We start from the raw sequence: 22,774 nt of genomic DNA on the forward strand, positions 1-22,774 counted from the left end.
GCGGGGCGGCCGGCGCTACTTCTTGGCGTACTCCCTTGCCGTCTGCCCCTGGAAGTCGTAGACCACGACCTGCTCGTCGCCCACGACCCAGGCGTCATGGCCGGGCGAACAGACGAACACGTCACCGGGGCCGACTTCCTGTTCCCCACCGTCGTCCATGCGGATGTGCATACGACCCTGGACCATGTAGCAGTTGTGGTGCATCTGACAGCTCTCGGTACCCGCGATCGGGCCCACGGACTCTGTCCAGCGCCAGCCGGGCTCGAAGGTCGCCACGGCGAAGTCGAGATCCGTCATGTGGACGGCTTCGAGGTGGCCGCGGGGGAAATCACGTCGCTCGTCGGGCTTCTCGAGCGGCTTCACTTCCAACACCATGACGCGCTCCCTTCCGGCCGCGGTTCACCGCGACCGGGGCCGGTCTCCCCGGCGGCCCTGGGCACCGCCGTCGGCGGCCGGCCCCCTACCAGTCCATCGTCCGCCCGGCCACCCGGGGCCGCCATTCGGGGGACGCCCCGCTCAGGCCCGGTCGCCGCAGAGTTCGGCGAAGCGCCCGGCGTCGATGTTGCCACCGGAGATGATCACGCCGATGCGGCGCGGAAGGGCTCCTGCCCGGCCGGTGAGGAGGGCCGCCAGCGGGGTGGCGCCGCTCGGCTCGACGACGATCTTGAGGCGCTCGAAGGCGAACCGCATCGCGTCCCGGATCTCGTCGTCGGTGACCAGCGCGATCTCGTCGACGAGCCGCCGGTTGACGGAGAAGGTGAGTTCGCCGGGCGTGTGCAGGGCCTGGCCGTCGGCGATGGTGTGCGGCACCGGGATGCTGATGCGCCGCCCCGCCTCCAGGGACCGCTTGGTGTCGTCGCCGGCCTCCGGCTCCACGCCGATCACCCGGGCACCGGGGTGCAGTCCCTTGACGACGGTGGCGCTGCCCGCGATCAGCCCGCCGCCGCCGACGGGCGTGAGCAGGGCGTCCAACTCCCCGACCTCTTCGAGGAGTTCGAGGGCCGCCGTGCCCTGCCCCGCCATCACGTGGGGATGCTCGTACGGCGGGATCAGGGCGAGGCCGCGCTCGGCGGCCAGGGCCTGCCCGATCGCTTCACGGTCGCCGGTGTAGCGGTCGTAGGTGACGATCTCCGCGCCGTAGCCGAGGGTGGCGGCCCGCTTGGACGGCGGGGCGTCCTCGGGCATGACGATCACCGCGCTGGTGCCGAGCTCCCGGGCGGCCAGGGCGACGGCCTGGGCGTGGTTGCCGGAGGAGTAGGCGGCGATGCCCCGGGCCAGCTGCTCCGGGCTCAGCCGGGACGCCGCGTTGTAGGCGCCGCGGAACTTGAAGGCGCCGACCCGCTGGAAGTTCTCGCACTTGAGGAAGACCTCGGCTCCGACGAGGGCGTCGAGGGTACGGGAGCGCAGCACCGGCGTGCGGTGCGCGACGCCCTTGAGCCGCGCGGCGGCATCACGGACGTCGTCGAGGGTGATCGGCGGGGTGGTGGTCGTCACGCTTGTCCTCCACTGGATGTCGGGTCGGCCGCTCGGTCCGCCGCGGCCCCGGCCTCGGCGCGCGCCTGCGACAGATAGCTGTAGGCGGACGCGCGGGAGATGCCGAGCCGTGCCGCGACCTGCTCGATCGCGCGCCGCACGGCGAAGACGCCCCGCTCGTCGAGGCCACGGAACAACTCCAGGCGCTGAGCGCGGTCCAGGGCGGCCCAGCTGCCGTTCTGCCGGAGCTGATGGGCGTCGAGGATGGCGTCGACGACGGAGTCGATGTCGTTGCCGAAGGTGGTGACCGGCACCTCGGCCGGAGTGCCGCCGAGACCGGCGAGGGCGCCGAGCAGGGCGTGGGCGTCGCCCACGGCGGTGACGTCCAGGTTGACGCAGAGGGCTCCGAACACGGTGCCCGTGGAGTCCCGCAGCACCATCGTGGATGCCTTGACGAGCTTGCCGTTCCGGGTCCGGGTGACGTAGTTCAGCTCGTCACCCGCCTCGTCGCCGCGCGCCACGATGCGCATGCCGATCTCGCTCATCGCCCCGCCCGCGGTCCGCCCGGTGACCGAACCGGCCACGGCGACCACGGACTTCTCCGGTCGCCGGTAGTCGTGCAGGACCACTTCACACATCGGCCCGAACGTCGCCGCGAGGCCCGCCACGACCGGCGTCAGCGCGGCGACGATCGCGTCCCGCTCGGCGTCCAGCGCCCTCTCGGCCGTCATCGCACCCTCCCGTCCGCCCTGGACCCGGACGCTGCCCCGAGCCCACGTCTAGACTACATGTCCAACGTCTGTACTGACAGTCCAAATCGCCACCCCGCGCTCCGATCTTGACGAGCCGCGTGATGTTACCGGTAACATGACGCCTCATGACAGTGACGTCGGCACCCCCGCAGCACCCACGGGTCTTCAGCCCCGCCGCAGTGGTCGCCTCCTGCGTCGGCTTCATGCTCATCGGTGTCCTCCAGGCCTTGTACGGCCCGGCGATCCCCGCCTTCCGCGAGGAGTTCGGCCTGTCCCCGTCGGCCGCGGGTCTCGGGCTGAGCGCGCACTTCGTCGGCGGGCTGGCCGGCGTGCTGCTCTTCGACCGGCTCTACGGCCGGATCGGCAACCGGCGGATCCTCGGCACCTCGTATCTGCTGATGGCGTCGGCGCGGCCGGCTTCGCGGTGGCGCCGAACTGGCCGGCCGCGCTCGCCATGGCGCTCCTGGCCGGGATCGGTTTCGGCGGGATCGACTACGGCCTCAACCAGTTGTTCGCCGTCGGCTTCGGTCACCGCTCGACCGCCATGCTGAACGTCCTCAACGCCCACTTCGGCATCGGCGCCATCCTCGGCCCGGCGCTGATCGGCGCGGTCGGCGCCGCGCACTACCCGGCCGTCTTCCTCGGCTTCGCACTGGCCGGCCTGCCGCTGCTGCTGTGCCTGCGCGGCGTACGCGACCGGGCGCCACAGCCGTCCGAGGCGGCCACCGAGTCGTACGGCGGCCAGGTCCTCGCCCGCAGCCTCGGCTCGGTGCTCGCCGTGTTCGTCGCCCTGTACGTCCTGCACGTGGGCATCGAGGCCGGTGTCGGCGGCTGGGAGCCGACGCACCTGGAGGCCGTCGGTCACGGCGCCGGGTTCGCCGCCACCGCGACCTCCGTGTACTGGCTGATGATGACCGTCGGCCGCTTCCTGGTCGCCCCGATCGCGCTGCGCTTCTCGGACCGGGCCATCATCACCGTCTCCTGCGCGGGCATGACGGTGTGTCTGCTGCTCGCCGCTGTCCCGTCGGTCGCCCCGTACGCGTACGCCGGTGTCGGCCTGTTCATCGCGCCGATCTTCCCGACCGGCCTGCCGTGGCTCCACCGGGCGGCCCCGCAGGCCCGGAGGGCGGGAGCGCTGGTCATCGCCGCTTCCATGGTGGGCGGCGTGGTGGCGGGCCCGGCACTGGGCAAGGCCATCGAGTGGTCCGGCGTCCGCAGCGTCCCGCTCCTCCTGTGCGCCGTCTCGGCCCTGTGCCTGACGGCGACGCTCTGGCTGATCAGCGCCACCCGCCCCCGCTGACCTGCACCCCGCCCCGTACATCCGCACCGAAGGGAAGTCTCCGCATGTCCGCTCTGACCACGTCGTCCGACGGTTTCCTGCTCCACGGCGAGCCGTTCCGGATCATCTCCGGCGCCATGCACTACTTCCGGATCCACCCCGACCAGTGGGCCGACCGGCTGCGCAAGGCACGGCTGATGGGCCTCAACACGGTGGAGACGTACGTGCCGTGGAACGCCCACCAGCCCGATCCCGACGGGCCCCTCGTCCTCGACGGCTTCCTCGACCTGCCCCGCTATCTGAGCCTCGCCCGCGCCGAGGGCCTGCACGTCCTGCTGCGCCCGGGGCCGTTCATCTGCGCCGAATGGGACGACGGCGGCCTGCCGTCCTGGCTCCTCTCGGACCCCGGCATCCGGCTGCGCTCCAGCGATCCGCGCTTCACGCGGGCGATCGACCGCTACCTCGACGCTCTGCTGCCCGAGCTGCTGCCGTACATGGCCGCGGCGGGCGGCCCGGTCATCGCCGTCCAGGTGGAGAACGAGTACGGCGCCTACGGCGACGACATGGCGTACCTGAAACATCTCGAACGGGCCTTCCGGGCCAGGGGCGTCGAGGAGCTCCTCTTCACCTGCGACCAGGCCAACCCCGAGCACCTCGCCACGGGAGGCCTGCCGGGTGTCCTCGCGACCGCCACCTTCGGCAGCCGGGTCGACCAGAACCTGGCGGAGCTGCGCCGGCACCAGCCCGATGGGCCCTTGATGTGCGCGGAGTTCTGGATCGGCTGGTTCGACCACTGGGGCGGTCCCCACCATGTGCGGGCCGCGGCGGACGCCGCCGCCGACCTGGACCGCCTGCTGTCGGCGGGTGCCTCGGTCAACATCTACATGTTCCACGGCGGCACCAACTTCGGTTTCACCAACGGCGCCAACCACAAGTACGCGTACGAACCCACGGTCACGTCCTACGACTACGACGCGGCCCTCACCGAGTGCGGCGACCCCGGCCCCAAGTACCACGCCTTCCGCGAGGTCATCGCCCGCCACGCACCGGTCCCCGACGAACCCGTCCCCGCGCCGGCTCCCAAACTCCCGCCCACCACGGTCGAGTTGGACCGCTGTGCCGCACTCCTCACTCATGCCGACACGCTCGCGAAGCCGGTCCGCTCCGAGGACCCGGCGACGATGAACGACCTGGGCCTGCACGCCGGTTACGCGCTGTACCGCACGGCCTTCGAGGCGGCGGGCGACGGCCTGCTGCACTTCACGGGCGGTGTCGGCGACCGCGCCCAGGTCTTCGTCGACGGCGCCCCCGTCGGCGTACTGGAACGCGAGCGCCACGACGAGACCCTCCCCGTGCGCGTCCCGCACCCGGGCGCCACGCTGGAGGTCCTCGTCGAGAACATGGGCGGCGTCAACTACGGCCCCCGTATCGGCGCCCCCAAGGGCCTGCTCGGCCCCGTCACCTTCAACGGCACCCCGCTGCACGGCTGGGACTGCCACGCCCTGCCGCTGGACGACCTGGACGCCGTGCCGTTCGCCCCGTCCGACGCGCCCACGGCCGCCGGACCCGCCTTCCACCACGGCACCTTCGAGGTGGACGCGCCGGCCGACACCTTCCTCGCCCTGCCCGGCTGGACCAAGGGCCAGGCCTGGATCAACGGCTTCCACCTCGGCCGTTACTGGAACCGCGGCCCGCAGCACACCCTGTACGTCCCCGCCCCGGCCCTGCGTCCGGGCACCAACCACCTCGTCGTCCTGGAGCTGCAGGCCACCACCGTCACCCGCGCCCGGCTCACCGACACCGCCGACCTCGGACCGGAGAACACCTGGTGACCCCCGTGGGGCGGGCGTGCGTGGGAAACACCCTGGTGGCCGACCAGTTCTGCACGAGAGGGACTGGGGCGGCGCCCGTGGGGATTCCGCCCGGTCGCCCTGCCTATCCTGGGTTCCTGCCGGGCGGGACCCCACCGCCGTACCGACGTCGAGGAAACGCGATCATGACCCGAAGCTCCGCCGACGGCTCCGCTCCGAGAGGGCGCAGCAGACGGAACTTCGCGGGCGCGCGCCCCGTGATGGACGACGTGGCCCGGCTGGCCGGGGTCTCCAAGCAGACCGTCTCCCGCGTCCTCAACGACCATCCGTCGGTGCGGCCGGAGACCCGCGAGACGGTCCTGACCGCCATGCGGACGCTCGGCTACCGGCCGAGCCGCAGTGCCAGGTCACTGGCCAGCGGGCGGACCCGGATGGTCGGCGTGATCTCCTTCGACGCCGCCCGGTACGGGCCCGCCGCCATCCTGACCGCGATCAACACGGCGGCGCAGGAGGCGGGTTACCTGCTCAGTTCCATCGCGCTGGACACGGCCGAGCCGGACACGGTGGTCGAGGCGGTGAACCGGCTGTCGGCCGAGGGCGCGGACGGTGTGATCGCGATCGCCCCGCAGCTGTGGGTGGGCAAGGCCCTCGCGGACACCCGCCTCGACACGCCGCTGGTCGTGCTGGAGAACGGCCTCGACGCCGACACCCAGCAGGTCACCGGCGACTCCCGGACCGGCGCCCGCAAGGCCGTCGAGCATCTGCTGGACCTGGGCCACCGCACCGTGTGGCACATCGCCGGCCCGACCGGCTGGACCTCCGCCGATCACCGGCTGGGCGGCTGGCAGGCCTGCCTGGAGGCCGCGGGCGCCGAAGTCCCCGAGCCGCTGATCGGCGACTGGAGCGCCGACTCGGGCTACGAGCTGGGCCGGCGCCTGGCCGCCCGCCCGGACGTCACGGCCGTGTTCGCCTCCAACGACCAGATGGCCCTCGGCGTGCTGCACGCCCTGCACGAAGCCGGCCGCTCCGTCCCCGGCGACGTCAGCGTCGTGGGCTACGACGACATCCCCGAGGCCGCGCACTTCCTGCCCCCGCTGACCACCGTCCGCACGGACTTCGCCGAGATCGGCACGCGGTCACTGCGCCTGCTCCTCGACCGCCTCGACGGCACCGCCGAATCTCCCCGCGTCGACTCACTGGTCCCGGTCGACCTGGTACTCCGCCGCAGCAGCGGCCCGGCGCCCGGACGCTGACGGCACCGCTCCGGAAGGGCCGTTCGCCCGCTGGGGCTTCGCCACCGGGCAGGTCGACGGCCCCGGCACCCCGAACCGCCCGCCGCCACCGGTGAGCCGGCAGCGCGAGCCGTCAGCCGGTCCCGTCGGCCGCCGCCCTCTTCCAGGCCGCCTCGCGCAGCAGGCGCAGCCCGTTCAGACCGACGAGGATCGTGGAGCCCTCGTGGCCCGCGACCCCGAGCGGCAGCGGCAGGGTGCCGAACAGGTCCCAGGTGACGAGGCCGGCGAGGAACGTCCCGGCGACGGCGAGGTTCTGCACGACCAGTTTCCGGGCGCGGCGGGAGAGGGCGACGGTGGTGGGGACGGCGGTGAGTTCGTCGCGGACGATCACCGCGTCGGCGGTCTCCAGGGCCAGGTCCGAGCCCGCGCGGCCCATGGCGACGCCGATGTGGGCCGCGGCCAGGGCGGGCGCGTCGTTGACGCCGTCCCCGACGACCATCACCTTGCGGCCCGCGCCCTCCAGCTCCAGCAGGACCGGTGTGGTGCCGGTGAGCCCGGTTCGGAAGCCGCCGACCCGCCTGCACACCTGATAGATCCCGAACGAGATCGTGGTGACATACGGGCTGATGGGGATGCTGCTGCCCAAAGCGAACGACAGTCCGCGCACCGGGCCCTCTGGAGCGTTCTCTGGGACAGCCCTTACCTGGAACTCACTTTTCGTGGTCAGGGGCGGGGACCTCGTCCAGCAGCTGGGGGCCGTTGTTGCGGACGCTGTTGACGGCGGGCGAGACGGGCCGGGCGTCCAGGTGGCCGCCTGCCGGTGGGGTGAGCAGGGTGCGCAGGTCGTCGGTGGACCGATGGTGGGGGTCGAGCCAGGCGTCGTAGTGGTCGGGGGTGAGCGCCAGGGGCATGCGGGGGTGGATACGGCCGGCGGCGTCGGTGGCCTCGGTGGTGATGATGGTGCAGGTCATCAGCCAGGCGGCGGGGTCGTCGTCATCCTTGATCTCCGGATCGCGCCAGTATTCGTACAGGCCGGCCAGGGCCATCACCTGCCCGTCCTCCGGATGGATGTAGTACGGCTGCTTGCGCACCTTGCCCGACTTGTTGTCCTTGACCTCGTCCCACTCGTAGAAGCCGTCGGCCGGCAGCAGGCAGCGGCGCTTGACGAAGGCGCGTCGGAAGGCGGGCTTCTCGTGCACGGTCTCCACGCGCGCGTTGATCAGCCTCGCGCCGATCTTCACGTCCTTCGCCCAGGAGGGCACCAGGCCCCAGCGCAGGGGCCGCAGCCAGCGCCGGGCCGGCGCGTCCTGCTCGGCGCCGCGCGGGGTGCGCTCCAGGACGGCGTACACCTCGTCGGTGGGGGCCACGTTCCAGCTCGGCGCCAGGGTTTCCTCCGGGTGCCACTCGGACACCTGGAACAGCTGGGCGAGGTCCTCGGGGCTGCGGGTGGAGGTATAGCGGCCGCACATACGGCCACTGTGCCACGGCTCGGTGAGCCGGTCCTCACAGGCTGGTCAGCATCTGGGGCGACAGATTCTTGATCATGGTGTTGGTCCAGCGCAGCTGCCGCAGGGTCTGCGGGTGGCACTCGGCGGCCAGAGCGAGGAGCTTGTCGTCCTTGGTGGCCTGTGCTGCCTGGGCGAGCATCTCCCAGTACAGGGAGTTCCCGGCCGCGTCGAGATGCAGCCGGCGAAGGTCGCGCAGCAGGAGGAGGCCCGGTTCGGGGCGGTGGCCCACGGCCTCGGCCGCCTTCCCCCTGAGCGTCGACAGCAGGCCCGAGCCGTCCGCGCCGGTCGGGTCGCCCAGGTTCAGGCCGTGGTCGCGGCCGGTGTCGGCCAGGCGTCGGACATGGTCGCGGGACCAGTGGGCGAGGTCGGTGGCGACGTGGTGGATCTCGTGCTCCGTGCGGTGGCGGTCCGCCACGGCCGTCAGCTCCTTCGCCAGGTGCTGTTCGCCGTGGTGGAGCGCGCGGAGGGTGAGGGTGATGCCGTTCACCGGGAGTCCTCCTCACGGTTTCCCCCGACATCCCCGACATCCCCGGCGGCTCCGACCGACTCGTTGACGAGGGCCGGCGGGCCGCCGGTCGTGTCCGGTACGGCGTCGGCGCGGGCGGGCGCGGATGCGGTGGTCGTCGGGGCGGGAGCGGTGTCGCCGTCGCCGCGTTCGACGCGGCGCAGTGCGGCGGCGGCGGTCTTGAACAGCGGCTGCTTGGAGACCGGGTCCCAGTCGGTGACGGTCGTCTCGTTCGCCGCTCGCCCCGGTGTCTCACCGTCCGGCGCGTACCCGGCTTTGGTGTCCCAGTAGCCGTAGTGGAAGGGAATGAACAGCATCCCCGGCCGGATGTCCGTCACCCGCAGCCGCCCGCGCACCGCGCCGCGCGGTGTGCTGACCTCCACCAGGTCGCCTTCGTCGATTCCGAGCGCTGACGCGTCGGAGGCGGAGGCCTCCACCCATACGTCCGGGGCGGCTCGGTTCAGCTGGGGTGCGCGCCCGGTCTTCGTACGGGTGTGGAAGTGGTAGATGGTCCGGCCCGTGACCAGCTGGAACGGGTGGTCGTCGTCCGGCGTCTCGTGGGGAGGCAGGTATTCGGCGGCCTTGATCACGGCCTTGCCGTCGGGGTTGAGCGACCGGTACTCCACGTCGTCGTTCGTCGCGCCGGTCACCAGGTCCTTCCCGTAGGACTCGCAGACGTCGGGGTGTGCCCAGCTGATGCCGTCAGTGTAGAGGCGGTCCGTGCCGTGCGGGGACTGCTCGGTGCACGGCCACTGGATGCCGGTGCCGCCGCGCAGCCGGTCGTAGGTGAGGCCCGTGTAGTCGCAGGGGCGGCCGGCACTGCACCGTTTCCACGCCTCGAAGGCGGACTGCGGATCGTGCCAGGTGATGAGCGGACCGCCGTCCTTGTCGCGGAAGTCCATGCGGGCGGCGTAGTCGAGGAAGATGTCGAGATCCGCTTTCGCCTCGCCGGGCGGGTCGACGGCCCGGTCGGACAGGTGCACGGTGCGATCGGCGTTGGTGAACGTGCCCGTCTTCTCCCCCCACGTCGCCGCGGGCAGCACCACGTCCGCAAGCTGCGCCGTCTCGGTGAGGAACAGGTCCTGCACCACCACGAAGAGGCGTTCCTGCTCCAGGATCGAGCGGATCCGGGACAGCTCGGGCAGCGACACCGCGGGATTGGTGCCGCTGATCCACAGCATGCGCAGGGAGCCCTGCTCGGCGTAGCGGAACATCTGCATCGCGTGGGTGGGCGGGGCGTAGTGCGGGATCGTCTCCGGTTCGACGTTCCATACGGCGGCCAGCTCGGCGACGTGGGCGTCGTTCTGCCAGTTGCGGAACCCCGGCAGGTCCCCGTCGGCCCCGCACTCGCGGGTGTTCTGGGCGGTGGGCTGCCCGTTCATCTGCAGGACGCCGGCGCCGGGGCGTCCGAGCATGCCGCGGATCAGGTGCAGGTTGTTGATCTGTACGGCGGCCGCGGTGGCCTGGTGGGACTGGTAGACGCCCTGCAGCACCGTGGACAGCAGCCGGTCGGCCGTGCCGAGGAGTTCGGCGGCCTCGCGGATGCGGGCGGCGGGTACGTCGCAGATCCGGGCCGCCCACTCCGGGGTGCAGTCCTTCACCCGGGACGCCAGCTCCTCGAAGCCGACGGTGTGGGCCTCGATGTAGTCGTGGTCGACGCGGTCGGTACGGATGATCTCGTGCAGCAGCGCGTTGAGCAGCGCGACGTTCGTACCGGCGCGCGGCGCCAGGTGCACGGTGGCCTTGCGGGCCACCGGTGTGCGGCGGGGGTCGACGCAGACCAGGCGGGGCGGGTCGGCGCCCTCCAGCCGGTCCAGGATGCGCATCCACTGCACGGGCTGGGTCTCAGCGATGTTGTGCCCGAACAGGGCGATGACGTCGGCGTGGTCGATGTCGTCGTAGCTGCCGGGCTGCCCGTCGCTGCCGAAGGACTCCTTCAGCGCCTCGGCGGCAGTGGAGGTGCACAGACGGGTGTTGCCGTCCAGGTGGTTGGTGCCGATCCCGGCGCGGGCCAGCACGGCGAGCGTGTAGTACTCCTCCAGGAACAGCTGTCCGGTGGTGTAGAAGCCGATCGATCCCGGGCCGCGTTCCTCCAGCAGTTCCCGGGAGCGGGCCACGATCCGGTCCATCGCGGTCGCCCAGTCGCACTCCACGAGGTGTCCGTCCCGGCGCACCAGCGGCGTCGTCAGCCGGTCGGCGGAGGCGCCCGCCCGCCAGGCGAACAGGTCCTTCGGCTCCAGGCGCCCCCGGTTGACGCGGTCCTGCGCCCTGCCGCGCACCCCCACCATGCGTCCGTCCAGGACAGCGATGTCCATCGCGTCCCCGTCGGAGTGCAGCACCGACGCGGTCTGCACCCATCGCTGCACGCTGCCCGCGTCGACGCCCTCCTCGAGGCAGGTGTCCACCCGCTCGGGCCATGCCTGGTGCCTGCCGTACGGGGTACGGCTGCCCCACGGCAGCGCGATCCGATCCACCGCAGCGTCCACGGCCACCTCCCTGCCGACCGGCGACGACGCGCGACACGCCGTGCGTCACCCGGTACCCCTCGCCGCCACCGCCTAACGCCTGCCGCCGCTGCGCACGTGTCAGCCTTCGACGCCGGTCGCGGTGTGGGCGGAGCCGACCGGCTTGGATTCCGGGGAGCCGCGCTGGCGCAGATAGATGGACAGCACGACCATCGAGGCGACCGCCAGCAGCTCGGACTGCCAGTTCTGCAGGGTGCGGTTCCAGAAGTCGGCCGAGGTGAGGTACTGGCCCCAGCTGATCGGGGCTTGGAGGTCGCGCAATTGCTGTTCGTTGTGGGCTGCGGTACCGGCTACGGACTGGGCCAGCCAGGACAGCAGGAAAATGCCGCCCATCACCAGGCCGAGGGACCGGGCGTACACCGCCTGACGCCAGCCACGGGCACGTGCCCAGCGGGGCGCGTCGGCAGGGGCGTACTCCCCCACGAGCTGGTCCTTGTCGGACTCACGGCCCGCCTTGTGCAGTTCCTTGGACTCGGGCGAGCCACGTTGGAGCAGCCAGACGGTGACGAAGATGTAGAGGAAGAACTGCAGGTACTCGGACTGCCAGTTCTCCGTCACGTCGACGGCGAAGTCCGACGTGGTCAGGTAGGGGCCGAGGCCGATCGGCTCCATTCCGTCGCTGACCAGCCGGTTGTTGAAGTCCGCGTGGCCTGCGACCGCCTGTCCGGCCAGGGACAGCAGAAAACCGATTCCGAACGCCACGCTGAGGCCGTTCTCGCGCAGGAAACGCCGCACGCCGATGTCACGCCCTGTCATCGGTGCATCAGTCCCAGCGTCAGGAAGTAGGCCAGGCCGCCGATGACGATGACCAGGCACAGGGTGAACATGGTCCGCACCGGTGCCTCACCCGCCCTTCACCCGGCAGTCGTACGGCTGCTCGGGACGTGGTGTGCATCCGGCGGCCGTCACCTTCCAGCCGGTCGGGAAATGGGCCAGGAACAGCGTGTCGCCGGTGAGGACGACCCGGGCCTGATCGCCGTACACGTCCACGTTGCGGACCGAGTCAGCGGCGGGTAGCTCTTCCTGGGTCACCGCTTGATCACATGCCGTCTGTTCGGACTTCTCCAGCTCTTCGAGGGTGTTCGGGGCGAGCAGAGCGCAGGCCTGCCTGCCGTTCCCCTGTTGCAACGCTTCCGTGAAGCCGGTCGCGGCAGCGGATGCGCCTTCGGTGCGCTCGTCCGGGGCCCCGCAGCCGGTCGTCACGGCGAGGGCGGCCACCAGGGTGGCTCTGCACCATCTGCTGATCGACATCGCGCTTCGTTTCCGCTCGCGTCGTGACTTCCGGGACGTGGAGGACCAGGATCCGCGACGCGCTGACGGGCCGCACGGTGACGGGCGCCGGGTGGGTGACGGGGCCGTGGTTGCCCGGTCGTCACCGAGGCACGGGTCCCGGCGTGCCGGCCGGGAAGCCTCATCGGCGCCGCCCCGTTCGCACGCACCGGGCGACGGGCCGGCTGCTGCGCGGGCTCCCCCGCCGCCGGCCCGTCCCCAGGGTCACGCTGCCGGAATGCCGAGTTCGGTGAGCAGGGCGCGTACGCGCTGTTCGATGTCGTCACGGATCGGCCGTACGGCCTCGACGCCCTGGCCGGCCGGGTCGTCCAGCTGCCAGTCCAGGTACCGCTTGCCGGGGAAGACGGGGCAGGCGTCGCCGCAGCCCATCGTGATGACCACGTCAGAGGACTGCACGGCCTCGGTCGTGAGGACCTTGGGTGTAGCGGCGGAGATGTCGATGCCGGCCTCCGCCATGGCCTTGACGACGGCCGGGTTGACCGCGTCGGCGGGCGCGGAGCCTGCCGAGCGGACCTCCACCCGGTCGCCGCCGAGGTGGGTGAGGAAGGCGGCGCCCATCTGGGAGCGGCCGGCGTTGTGGACGCAGACGAACAGGACCGAGGGACGTGCGGCGGAGGTGCTCATGGCGGGCGTCTTTCCGGGAGGCGGGTCAGGAGGGGGCGAGTTCGGGTTCGCCCTGCACGTCGGCGACCCGGTCCGTGGCGGGGGCGGGGGCGGGACGGCCGTACACCACGGCGACGGCGCCGAGTCCGAGCGCGGCTCCGACCAGTTGGGCGGCGATGAACGGCACGACGGAGGCCGGGGCGATGCCGGCGAAGGTGTCGGTGAAGGCCCGGCCGACGGTCACCGCCGGGTTCGCGAACGAGGTGGACGAGGTGAACCAGTAGGCGGCGCCGATGTACGAGGCCACCGCGACCGGCGCGAGGGAAGCGCGGCGGATGCGGCCGAGGCCGAGGATCAGCAGGATGAGCCCGGCCGTGGCGACCAGCTCGCCGAGCCAGAGGTGCGCGGCGGACCGGTCGTGCGTGGACCAGTCGACCAGCGGCTCGGCGAACATCGCGTCGGCCAGGACCGCCCCGCCGATCGCTCCCGCTGTCTGGGCGGTGACGTACGCGGCCACGTCCCGCCCGGTGAGGCCGTCGGCGTCGCGACGTCCGGTGAACCACGCGGCCAGCGTGACGGCGGGGTTGAAGTGTGCGCCCGAGACCGGCCCGAACAGCAGGATGAGGATGCCGAGGCCGAAGACGGTGGCCAGGGAGTTGGCGAGCAGTTGTACGCCGACGTCGTGCGACAGCTCGGTGGCCTGGATGCCGGAGCCGACCACCACGGCCACGAGCAGTCCGGTGCCGATCGCCTCGGCGGCCGCGCGGCGGCCGAGCGACGCGCTCACGCGCGGACCCCGGCGGTCTGCCGGGTGGTGCCGACTCCGGCGGTCTGCGGCGTGGTGAGGAAGGAGGCGAGCCGGTCCAGGACGCCGGGCAGCACCCAGTAGTAGACCCAGGTGCCGCGGCGCTCGCAGTCGATGAGACCGGCCTGCCGCAGCAGCTTGAGGTGGTGGGAGATCGTCGGCTGGGAGAGCTCGAAGGCCGGGGTCAGCTCGCAGACACAGACCTCGCCGCCCTCTCCACGGGAGGCGATCATGGACATCAGGCGCAGCCGGACCGGGTCGCCCAGGGCCTTGAAGACCTTGGCCAGCTCGGTCGCCTGCTCCTCGTCCAGCGGTGCGGCGGCCAGGCCCGCACAGCAGGCGGGATCCTCCTGGCCGATCACCTCAAGCTCTTGTTTCGACATGCCTCTATGTTGACGTTTTTCGATCCAAGGCGCAAGCTTGCATCAACGAACTTCAATACAGGCCGTTCCGGGGCACCGCCATGCCCCGTCACCCAGGAGTGAAGTCATGAACGAGCAGTCCACCGACCTGCGTGAAACCGTCCGCCGGCGCTACGCGGCGGCAGCCGCCAAGGTCACCGAGGGCGGCGCCGCCTGTTGCGGGCCGGAGCCGATCGAGGTCGACGAGAACTTCGGCTCCACCCTGTACGCCGCCGACGAGCGCGACACCCTGCCCGCCGAGGCCCTCGCCGCCTCCCTCGGCTGCGGCAACCCGACCGCCGTGGCGGAACTCCGCGAGGGCGAGCGCGTCCTCGACCTCGGTTCCGGCGGCGGCATCGACGTCCTGCTCTCCGCCCGTCGCGTCGGGCCGGCAGGGAAGGCGTACGGCCTGGACATGACCGACGAGATGCTCGAACTCGCCCTGGCCAACGCGTCGAAGGCCGGCGCCACGAACGTCGAGTTCCTCAAGGGCACCATCGAGGCCATCCCCCTGCCCGCGAACACGATCGACGTCGTCATCTCCAACTGCGTCATCAACCTGTCCGTCGACAAGCCCGCCGTCTTCGCCGAGACCTTCCGCGTCCTGAGGCCCGGCGGCCGGATCGGCATCTCCGACGTCGTCGCCGACGACAGCCTCACGACCGAGCAGCGCGCCGAGCGCGGTGACTACGTCGGCTGCATCGCGGGGGCTCTGTCCTTCGGGGAGTACCGGGCCGGCCTGGAGGCCGCCGGCTTCCACGATGTGGAGATCACGCCGACCCATTCGGTCGCCGACGGCATGCACTCCGCGATCGTCCGCGCCACCAAGCCGGCGGCCGACGTCTGCTGCGGCGTGAGCGGCTGCTGCACCTCGGCGGAGACCTCGACCGACCCGGCTCTCACGGTCACGCAGGCGAAGACCGCGTCAGGATGCGGCTGCGTCGACTGAGGCCCACCGACGACGATCCAGGATTCCCTGAATTCAGGGATACGTGTACCGTCGGGACGTGCTGCTCACCATCGCCTGCGACGTCGACGCCCTGGCCCGCTTCGGCCGCGCGCTCGCCGACCCGATCCGCTGCCGCATCCTGCTCGCCCTGCGGGAGGCCCCCGCCCACCCGGCCGACCTGGCCGAGAAGCTGGGTGTCTCCCGCACCCGGCTGTCGAACCATCTCGCCTGTCTGCGCGACTGCGGCATCGTCGTGGCCCTCCCCGAGGGCCGGCGCGTGCGGTACGAGCTGGCCGACGCCCGTCTGGGCCATGCCCTGGACGACCTGCGCGGTGCCGTGCTTGCCGTCGAAGCCGACCGGACCTGCGCCGAGGCCGACGAGAAGGACTGCTGCCGATGACCGCCGCGCTTGCCCCGGGCCCGTCCCTGCGGCGTCGCGCTCAACTGGCCCGGCGGATACGGCTGCTGGTCGCCGCCACCATCGCGTACAACGTGATCGAGGCGACCGTGGCCCTCACCGCCGGCACGCTCGCCTCCTCCACGGCCCTGATCGGCTTCGGTCTCGACTCGGTCATCGAGGTCTCCTCGGCCACGGCCGTCGCCTGGCAGTTCTCCGCCGCCGACCACGCCGCGCGCCAGGCGCGGGAGAAGAGCGCATTACGGATCATCGCGATGTCGTTCTTCGCGCTCGCCGCCTACGTCACGGTCGACTCCGTCCGCGCCCTGACCGGCACCTCCGAGGCGGAGCACTCCACCCCCGGGATCGTGCTGGCCGCTCTGTCCCTGCTCGTGATGCCCTTCCTGTCGGCGACGCAGCGCCGCGCCGGGCGCGAACTGGGCTCCGCCTCGGCGGTCGCGGATTCCAAGCAGACTCTGCTGTGCACCTACCTGTCCGCCGTCGTCCTGGCCGGGCTGCTCGCCAACTCGCTGGTCGGATGGACCTGGGCCGACCCAGTCGCCGCCCTGGTGATCGCCGCCGTCGCGGTCAAGGAGGGCCGGGAGGCGTGGCGGGGCGACAGTTGCTGTGCGGTGCCGCTCGGCGTCGACGCGGAGGCCGGAAAGGCGGGGCGCGGTTGTGCTGCGGGGTGTGGCTGCTGCGGTCCCCGGAGCGGATCCACCTGGCCGGACTGACCCGCCGCCTCGCCCGGCAGCCCTTCAGCCACGGGCGAGTTCCGCGGCGCCGAAGGAGACGTCGAAGCGGTCGCACCAGATGCTGACGCTGCTGTACCGGGCCGGATCGACGTCTGCGGGGACGGCGTAGTTCTGGCTGCCCTTGTTGCCCTTCAGCTTGCCGAGACCGACATGCTCCCCGTCGTCGAACACATGCCAGCCGGCCCGGCCTTCCTCGACCGGCGCGTCGGCCAGCAGGACGCGCAGGTCAGGGCCGTTGCTGGTGTCGAGGTTCTCCAGCCGCACGACATGCGAGCCGTCGGCCAGCCGCAGGAGCTTCACCGTGCCGGACGTCGCGTGCTCGTGGCTGATCAGCTCGCCGCTCGCCAGCGTCACCGGCCCGGCCGGAACAGCCGGGGCGGAGGGCGCCCCGGACGACGGCGCGCCGGCCGGTGCCCGCGAGGCGTCCACGGTCACGGGCAACGCCTCCCGCACCGTCTCGTCCTGCCACAGCTTCCACGGCTGGAACCAGTACAGCCCGAAGCCCACCGCGGCGACCGTCACCGCCGACACCCCGGCCATCCATGGCCTGACTCGCGTGCGTCGTCGTCCCCGCCCCATGCGGCCCACCTCCTGGGAGTCACCTGTCTCACCCCCATTCAACGGAGGTTGGGGCCGTCCTGGGCCGCGCGGCCGATGACGAAACCCTTACGTCCGCCGGGAACCCGGTCAGCGGTGCTCGGGGTTGTCCGCGCCCGGGCGGCAGCCCGCGTCCCACTCCGAACGCTGGTTGCCGTGGGCGGGGATGCCTCCGGTGCGCTTCAGCAGAGCGGCGATGTGCATCAGGTTCCAGGTCATGAAGGAGGTGTTGCGGTTGGTGAAGTCGTTCTCCGGTCCGCCCGAACCCTGGTCCAGATACGACGGCCCGGGGCCGGCGGCGCCGATCCAGCCGGCGTCCGCCTGGGGCGGGATCGTGTAGCCGAGGTGCTGGAGGCTGTAGAGGACGTTCATCGCGCAGTGCTTCACACCGTCTTCGTTGCCGGTGATCAGACAGCCGCCGACCCGGCCGTAGTAGGCGTACTGGCCCTGGGAGTTGAGCAGCGAGGAGCAGGCGTAGAGACGCTCGATGACCTGCTTGGTGACGGAGCTGTTGTCGCCGAGCCAGATGGGTCCGGCGAGCACCAGGATGTCGGCGGCCATCACCTTCTCGTACAACCCCGGCCAGGCGTCGGTGGCGAAGCCGTGCTCGGTCATGTCCGGGTACACACCGGGTGCGATGTCATGGTCCACCGCGCGGATCACGTCCGTGGACACGCCGACGGAGTCCATGATGGCCCGGCTCTTGTAGATCAGGCCCTGGGTGTGGCTGAGCTGCGGGGACGGTTTGAGGGTGCAGTTGATGTAGAGGGCGGTCAGGTCGTCGAAGCGGTACGCCGTCTCGGTGGGTGGTGAGGTTGCCATGGGGGCAGCGTCTCGCGTGACTTCCCCTTTGTCCCGGTCCGACGCACCGTCGCATGCCTTACGGAGTCATGACGGATGGGCATGGCCCGGCGGCGGTGCGGCCACGAGCGGTGACACATACCCGTCGCGCACCAAGACTCAGGCGGGGAACCGGGCCCAGCTGCACGACATCAACGGAGTGCCCCGACAGAGTCGCCGCCGCCAACCCGCTCACCTGCATCGGCAAGCGTCCCGTCCGCCGTTCCTGATCTTCCACGGCGAGCCGGACGCCCTCGTGCCCTCACCGAAGCGCGTCACGCCGGGCACTCAGAGCTCTCAGCGACTCCGTGGTGATCTCCGCCAGGGCGACCGGGCACAACAGGTGCTCCAGCGGCGCCTTGTGCGCGCGGTTCCGTTCGTGGAGAGCGCGTCCCCCGGGGCTGCTCAGCAGGATGCCGAGTGCGGCGGTGTCCGGACCGCTGGGCAAGGCCGGATGCCGGTCATGGGCGCACGTCGCGTCGGCGTAGTGCGGCAGCGTCACCTCCAGTGCCGCGGTCAGCTCGTCGAGTACGGAGACGTTCCGTACGAAGTCGGAGACGGCGTACCAGGTGACCGCTGCGGCGACGAGCAGGCGGCCGGGACGATCTGCCGGGTCGGCCGACAGCAGCGCCCCTGCCTGAAGGGAGATCTCCTCGTCGATGTCGGTTCCCGGGTCCGGGTAGCCGTGCAGCATCGCGGACAGCGCGTCGATGGCGTCCTGTGCCCCCACCGGCAGACGGGGCGGCACGTCCGCGGCCGAGCCGGGCTCGATGACGTCCAGGGCGATCCGCGCGAGTCCGGCGACATTGCGCGGGCAGAGCCACTGCTCACGGGGGTGGTTCTCCTCCCACGCGGCGTTCGGGTCGGCGAGGTTGCACAGCTGCCGGGCGAGGTCTTCGTCGAACTCGGCCTCATGCTCCTGGTAGGGGTGCGTCTCGTGCTCGCAGGGCCGGTCGCGCAGGGCACCGTCGGCCGCCTCCAGTGCCGCCCTGGCCTCGGGCACGACACCGTCGCCCGGTGCGACGGCGAGATAAGGGGCCGTCATCAGGAGACCGATCGTCCATACGTAGGCCGATTCCCCGTCGGGGTCGGCGGCGAGCCGCGCGGCGCAGTCCAGGACCGTCCGGTCGTAGGCGTCGTTGAGCGCGTCGTCGTACTCCTCGCGGATCTCCTCCCAGGAGCCGGCGAGTTCATCGAGGGGAATGTCGTCGCTGATCACCAAGTGAGCCTATCGGCCGTGCCGTTCGGACCGGCTCGTGGTGAACGGGCCTCAGGGCCGGACCTGAAAAGTGATCCGCAGCGGCGGCAGGCCCGGTGAGTGGCCGGTGGTGTGCAGCACCGCCTCGCCCGGTTCGGCGGCGCGGGCGTCCCAGGCACGGAAGCCGGGATCGGTCTCGTAGTCGACCGGTACGAGGACGATCGCCGTGCCGTCGACGGTGGGAGTGGCCTCTCGCCAACGGCCGGAGAGACGCAGCTGGGTGCTGTCGCCGAGGCGGAGAGGGACGGTGCGGCCGGTGTCGTCCGGGGTGAGGACGGCCGGGGCGGACGGCACCGGGGTGGCGGTTACCGCCGTGCGGGTGGGAGTCGGAGCCGGGTCGGGGCTGGGGGTGGCGGTGTGGGCGGGCGGGGTCGGACGGTGCGGTGGAGGGCCGTCGGTGCAGGCGGCCGCCGCCACCACGAGGAGCAGGGCGGCGGCGGCGCGCTGCAGGAGCGTCCGTGTCATACGAGCGGGATGTTGATGCAGGTCAGAATGGCCGCCTGGGCGGAGAGCTGCTCCCTGGTGGCGTTGGGGTCGAGGCGTACCTTCTCGGCGTTCTGGACGGCCTCCAGGAACGGCGTGTCCGCCTTCAGGTCACTGTCGGTGTCGACGAGTTCGTTCGGCTCGAAGGCGCCGCCCGCGAAGTTGAGCCAGGCGGCGAGCAGTTGGCGGTCGAGGGAACGCTTCGGTTCCAGGAACAGGTTGAGGAAGAGGACGTCCGCCGCCTTGTCCTGGGTCGACACGTCGACCTTTTCGGAGAACACCGCACTCGCGTGCTGGACGATCTTCAGATAGCAGTCCAGCGTCTTCTTGCCGAGCCCGGTGAGGTCGCCGGTCAGGTACTTGACGTACCAGACGTCGGCGAGCAGCGACAGCGGGGCGTTGCCCTGGACGATGACGGGCATCGCGTCGGTCCCCGTACCGCCGTCGTCGTCGCGTGCCGTGAAGGACAGGTCGTACAGGCAGGGCTTGGTGTACGTGTGGGCCCGGGCGTCCGTCAGGTCGCGCGGCTGGACGCTGGGGCTGCGGGCGGGATCGGGGTCCGGCGGGTTGACCAGCGAGGTGGTCGCGGTGGCGGGTGTGCCGTCGCCCCACGCCCAGCTCATGGTCTCGTCGTCGCTGCCGGGGTCGGTGACCCGGGCGGTGTACCGCTTCTCCTCACCCGCGTGGACGACGAGTGTCTTCCCACCCGCGAGCGCCACGGCACCGGTCTTGTCGATGGCGGCGGCCGGGTCCACGTTGGCCACGGTGATCTCGGCCTCGCGGCAGGTGGTGGTGTCGTCGTCGCTGCCGCAGACCTTCACGGTGAAGGTGCCGTTGTCGCCGAAGACGAGCTCACGGCTGAAGGTGAGGGTGGCGTCGGGACGGGTGTTCTCCAGCTGTCCGGGCAGGGGGACGGGCTTGCCGTCGCCCGGGTCGATGGTGGCGGTGAGCGGGTCGAGCCAGCCCGGGTCGGTGACCGTGCCCGTGACCGTGAGTTTGCCGCCCTCCTCACGCGGGCCCTGGACGCTGAAGGTCACCGTGGGCGCCACGTTGGTGACGGTCACGGTCGCCGTGTCGGTGTCGGCCCCGGCGGCGTTGCCGACGCGCAGTCCGACGGTGTACGTGCCGTCCTGGCCGACCCGGTCGAAGAGCGGGCTGACGCCGGTCGCGTCGTCGTAGGCGCCGTCGCCGTCGAAGTCCCAGCTGTAGCTGCCGCCGCCCCCCGGGACGGTGGAGCCGCTCGCGTCGAGCCGTACGTCGGTGCCCTCCTTGGTGGCGTACGGTCCGCCCGCGTCGGCGGTGGGCCGGCAGCTCGCGGGGTAGTCGGTCGCCGGATCGGCCTGGTCCTGGCTCGGTGAGGTGGCGCTCGCACCCATGCCCCGGCGGGCGAACACGCCCCACAGCAGGCACTGGTCGGCGCCGCCGTTGTCGGCCCGGTCGGCGGCGAGGATGCCGTCGCGGGCGTCGAGGAAGTCGGGTGAGGACGGCGTCAGCTTCATGCCGTCGACCATCAGCTGCTCGTGCCGCTGCTTTCCGGTGGCGTTGCCGTACGCGCCGATGAGCGCCGTACGCATGTCCCACATGGCGGTGGCCCAGATCTCGCCGTCGGAATGCACCTCGCAGCCGCCGTCGTTGCACAGGTCGCCGTAGGTGAGGTCGCTGTCGTTGTACGCGACGCGGCGCACACCGGTGGGCGAGCCGTTGTTGTACTCGCCGTACACCGGGTCGTTCCACATCGAGGTGGCCACCGCGTCGCTCCAGCCCTCGCCGAGCGCGCCGGTCTGCTCGCCGTCGCCCATGTCGCCGCCGCCGACGAGCCGGTTGGACAGGCCGTGGCTGTACTCATGGGCGATGGTGTCGCCGTTCATGGCCCGGTGCATGTTGTGGTTGCCGCAGGAGGTGCGTCCGACGAAGAGCCGCATGGTGCCGTTCTGGCCGTCGGCCGGGGTGCTGAAGTTGGCGTTGCAGGCGTCGTCCCCGTTGGCGTTGAAGTCGACGTAGACGTCGACGCGGTCGCCGCCGGCGCCGCCGCCCCCGAGGTTGTCCTCCTGGAAGTTGCCCGCCGCCTCGTCGAAGCCGAGCCCGTAGAGGTGGTCGTGCATGCGGTTGGTGTAGTAGAAGGCCTGGGTGACGACCGCGTTCCGGTCCGTGGTGAGGTCGGTGCCGCCGCTGGTGCGGAAGGCGTCCGTGAACGTGTAGTCGAAGTGCTGGTACGCGGGATCCCCGGCGGCCGGCGTCTGCGGCTGGTAGCCGAGCGTTTCGTTGCCGTCGGGGTCCTGGGAGACCTCGGCGTTGTTGCCGGTGGTGACCCGGCCGCCGACCCAGGAACGGCCGAGGCCGCTGAAGGGGACGGTCGTCGCGCTGCCGAGGGTGGGGTTCTGGTTGGTGAAGACCCGGCCTTCGGGACCCTCGTTGCTGGTGAGGTCGGTGCGCTGGAGGACGGTGCTGTTCCCGGCGTCGACGACAGTGTCGTACAGGTGGTGGTTGTCGGCGGTGAGAGTGGTCCGCCAGGCCGGGCGGGCGGTGCCGTCGGCGAGCGGGAAGGTGACCCGCGTCGCGGTGGCGGTGCCGGGCGGGGTGCCGGTGCCGACGGAGGCCGCGGCCCGGTTCAGCGCCTCGGCCTTGTCGAGGATGACCTTCCCGGTGGCACGGGCCTGCGGGACGAGGCTGCCGGTGACGGTGAGGATGCGGCCGGCCTTGTCCACGGCGACCGAGAGGCGGGCGCCGTGGACCGGGACGCCCCGGTCGCTCTGGCCGATGAAGACATGCCGTACGCCGTTGTGCTCGGTGCGGTACGACTTGACGACGGTGAGGTCGTCCAACTCGGCGGCGGACAGGCCGTAGAGGTCCGCGTGGTCGCGGATGTGGTCCAGCGCGATGGTGCGCGGGTCGGCGGTGTCGGCTCCGGTGAGGGCGTTGCGTCCCTGCGGGGTGAGCCGCCTCGGCGTTCCGAACCGGCTCCAGCGGATCGCCGTGTCGTCGAGTTCCTGTGCGGCGCGGAGCTGCCCCGCCGTGGGCGCGACGCGTTTGTCACCGCGTACGTCGATGTTCGGGTACGGCAGATCCCGCCGTTCCTGGGCCGGTCTCTCCTGCCTCCCGGGTTGTTCACCGGCGATGGCGGCCGACGGTGCGACCGTGACCGCCGGCAGCGCGAGCAGGACCGCTCCGACGAGCAGTGTGCGGGCGCGCTTCGATAAGCGTGCGGGTGTCATTCCCTCTCCCCCGTCCGTTGACTCCCTGACTGCGGACCGAGGACACGGTACGTGCGCATGACAAGCCAAGGAAGAGCGCGTGCCGGCCCGTCACGGGGG

The 22,774-nt window shown here is 71.6% G+C and carries 21 protein-coding genes and 2 pseudogenes; 6 read left to right on the plus strand and 17 right to left on the minus strand.

Annotation, left to right across the window (positions count from 1 at the left end):
- Positions 1 to 15: 15 nt before the first annotated feature.
- The 3 genes from ACIBU0_RS00890 to ACIBU0_RS00900 form a co-directional block, all read right to left on the minus strand.
- A complete protein-coding gene (locus tag ACIBU0_RS00890; protein ID WP_398811706.1) occupies positions 16 to 372 on the minus strand; it encodes a cupin domain-containing protein in 357 nt (118 codons plus the stop codon).
- Between the two features lie 144 nt (positions 373 to 516).
- Positions 517 to 1,494 (minus strand): threo-3-hydroxy-L-aspartate ammonia-lyase, encoded by a 978-nt coding sequence (locus ACIBU0_RS00895; protein ID WP_398809630.1) that lies wholly within the window; start codon positions 1,492 to 1,494, stop codon positions 517 to 519.
- Positions 1,491 to 2,204, minus strand: coding sequence for a transcriptional regulator (locus ACIBU0_RS00900; protein ID WP_398809633.1), 714 nt, complete (start codon positions 2,202 to 2,204; stop codon positions 1,491 to 1,493). The genes ACIBU0_RS00895 and ACIBU0_RS00900 overlap by 4 nt, the downstream gene beginning before the upstream one ends.
- Positions 2,205 to 2,350: 146 nt before the next feature.
- On the opposite strand from ACIBU0_RS00900, the pseudogene ACIBU0_RS00905 reads away from it, so the two are divergent.
- The 3 genes and pseudogenes from ACIBU0_RS00905 (at position 2,351) to ACIBU0_RS00915 (ending at position 6,568) form a co-directional block, all read left to right on the plus strand.
- Positions 2,351 to 3,525 (plus strand): annotated as a pseudogene (locus ACIBU0_RS00905) (MFS transporter).
- A gap of 44 nt (positions 3,526 to 3,569) precedes the next feature.
- The gene (locus ACIBU0_RS00910) at positions 3,570 to 5,336 is read left to right on the plus strand and encodes a glycoside hydrolase family 35 protein (protein WP_398809636.1); all 1,767 of its coding nucleotides are present in this window, start codon (positions 3,570 to 3,572) and stop codon (positions 5,334 to 5,336) included.
- A gap of 164 nt (positions 5,337 to 5,500) precedes the next feature.
- Entirely contained in the window at positions 5,501 to 6,568 is a 1,068-nt protein-coding gene (locus ACIBU0_RS00915; RefSeq protein WP_398809639.1) for a LacI family DNA-binding transcriptional regulator, read from the plus strand.
- 112 nt (positions 6,569 to 6,680) lie between these two features.
- Here the strand turns inward: ACIBU0_RS00915 and ACIBU0_RS00920 are convergent.
- The 9 genes and pseudogenes from ACIBU0_RS00920 to ACIBU0_RS00960 all read right to left on the minus strand — a co-directional run.
- Positions 6,681 to 7,073 (minus strand): annotated as a pseudogene (locus tag ACIBU0_RS00920) (HAD hydrolase family protein); the annotation flags it as partial.
- Between the two features lie 184 nt (positions 7,074 to 7,257).
- Complete coding sequence (locus tag ACIBU0_RS00925; RefSeq protein WP_398809642.1) at positions 7,258 to 8,016, minus strand: SOS response-associated peptidase; 759 nt, start codon at positions 8,014 to 8,016, stop codon at positions 7,258 to 7,260.
- A 34-nt stretch (positions 8,017 to 8,050) separates the two neighbouring features.
- Positions 8,051 to 8,542: a hypothetical protein gene (locus ACIBU0_RS00930; RefSeq protein ID WP_398809645.1), complete on the minus strand. Its 492-nt coding sequence runs from the start codon at positions 8,540 to 8,542 to the stop codon at positions 8,051 to 8,053.
- Positions 8,539 to 11,046 (minus strand): molybdopterin oxidoreductase family protein, encoded by a 2,508-nt coding sequence (locus ACIBU0_RS00935; protein ID WP_398809648.1) that lies wholly within the window; start codon positions 11,044 to 11,046, stop codon positions 8,539 to 8,541. Before ACIBU0_RS00935 ends, ACIBU0_RS00930 begins: the two co-directional genes overlap by 4 nt.
- Before the next feature lie 99 nt (positions 11,047 to 11,145).
- Positions 11,146 to 11,841 (minus strand): DUF6766 family protein, encoded by a 696-nt coding sequence (locus ACIBU0_RS00940; RefSeq protein ID WP_398809650.1) that lies wholly within the window; start codon positions 11,839 to 11,841, stop codon positions 11,146 to 11,148.
- 87 nt (positions 11,842 to 11,928) lie between these two features.
- Complete coding sequence (locus tag ACIBU0_RS00945) at positions 11,929 to 12,336, minus strand: hypothetical protein (RefSeq protein WP_398809653.1); 408 nt, start codon at positions 12,334 to 12,336, stop codon at positions 11,929 to 11,931.
- A gap of 243 nt (positions 12,337 to 12,579) precedes the next feature.
- Complete coding sequence (locus ACIBU0_RS00950; RefSeq protein ID WP_398809656.1) at positions 12,580 to 12,999, minus strand: arsenate reductase ArsC; 420 nt, start codon at positions 12,997 to 12,999, stop codon at positions 12,580 to 12,582.
- Positions 13,000 to 13,024: 25 nt separating this feature from the next.
- Positions 13,025 to 13,765, minus strand: a complete 741-nt coding sequence (locus ACIBU0_RS00955; protein WP_398809659.1) for an aquaporin — start codon at positions 13,763 to 13,765, stop codon at positions 13,025 to 13,027.
- Positions 13,762 to 14,166, minus strand: a complete 405-nt coding sequence (locus ACIBU0_RS00960; RefSeq protein ID WP_398809662.1) for an ArsR/SmtB family transcription factor — start codon at positions 14,164 to 14,166, stop codon at positions 13,762 to 13,764. Before ACIBU0_RS00960 ends, ACIBU0_RS00955 begins: the two co-directional genes overlap by 4 nt.
- A gap of 106 nt (positions 14,167 to 14,272) precedes the next feature.
- On the opposite strand from ACIBU0_RS00960, the gene arsM reads away from it, so the two are divergent.
- From arsM to ACIBU0_RS00975, 3 genes are all read left to right on the plus strand, one after another.
- Positions 14,273 to 15,133 carry an arsenite methyltransferase gene (gene arsM / locus ACIBU0_RS00965; protein WP_398809665.1) on the plus strand — a complete coding sequence of 287 codons (861 nt, stop codon included), beginning with the start codon at positions 14,273 to 14,275 and terminating at the stop codon, positions 15,131 to 15,133.
- A 61-nt stretch (positions 15,134 to 15,194) separates the two neighbouring features.
- Positions 15,195 to 15,533 (plus strand): ArsR/SmtB family transcription factor, encoded by a 339-nt coding sequence (locus ACIBU0_RS00970; protein ID WP_398811709.1) that lies wholly within the window; start codon positions 15,195 to 15,197, stop codon positions 15,531 to 15,533.
- Positions 15,530 to 16,264: a cation transporter gene (locus ACIBU0_RS00975; protein WP_398809668.1), complete on the plus strand. Its 735-nt coding sequence runs from the start codon at positions 15,530 to 15,532 to the stop codon at positions 16,262 to 16,264. The genes ACIBU0_RS00970 and ACIBU0_RS00975 overlap by 4 nt, the downstream gene beginning before the upstream one ends.
- Positions 16,265 to 16,288: 24 nt before the next feature.
- On the opposite strand, the gene ACIBU0_RS00980 is transcribed toward ACIBU0_RS00975, so the two are convergent.
- From ACIBU0_RS00980 to ACIBU0_RS01000, 5 genes are all read right to left on the minus strand, one after another.
- Entirely contained in the window at positions 16,289 to 16,864 is a 576-nt protein-coding gene (locus ACIBU0_RS00980) for a DM13 domain-containing protein (protein ID WP_398809670.1), read from the minus strand.
- Between the two features lie 108 nt (positions 16,865 to 16,972).
- Positions 16,973 to 17,704, minus strand: a complete 732-nt coding sequence (locus tag ACIBU0_RS00985; protein ID WP_398809672.1) for a flavodoxin family protein — start codon at positions 17,702 to 17,704, stop codon at positions 16,973 to 16,975.
- 280 nt (positions 17,705 to 17,984) lie between these two features.
- Positions 17,985 to 18,941 carry a hypothetical protein gene (locus ACIBU0_RS00990; protein WP_398809673.1) on the minus strand — a complete coding sequence of 319 codons (957 nt, stop codon included), beginning with the start codon at positions 18,939 to 18,941 and terminating at the stop codon, positions 17,985 to 17,987.
- A 51-nt stretch (positions 18,942 to 18,992) separates the two neighbouring features.
- Entirely contained in the window at positions 18,993 to 19,445 is a 453-nt protein-coding gene (locus ACIBU0_RS00995) for a hypothetical protein (protein WP_398809675.1), read from the minus strand.
- Positions 19,442 to 22,675: a M36 family metallopeptidase gene (locus ACIBU0_RS01000; protein ID WP_398809678.1), complete on the minus strand. Its 3,234-nt coding sequence runs from the start codon at positions 22,673 to 22,675 to the stop codon at positions 19,442 to 19,444. Before ACIBU0_RS01000 ends, ACIBU0_RS00995 begins: the two co-directional genes overlap by 4 nt.
- Positions 22,676 to 22,774 lie beyond the last annotated feature (99 nt).

The sequence above is a fragment of the Streptomyces sp. NPDC049627 genome (assembly GCF_044465645.1).
GTDB lineage: Bacteria > Actinomycetota > Actinomycetes > Streptomycetales > Streptomycetaceae > Streptomyces.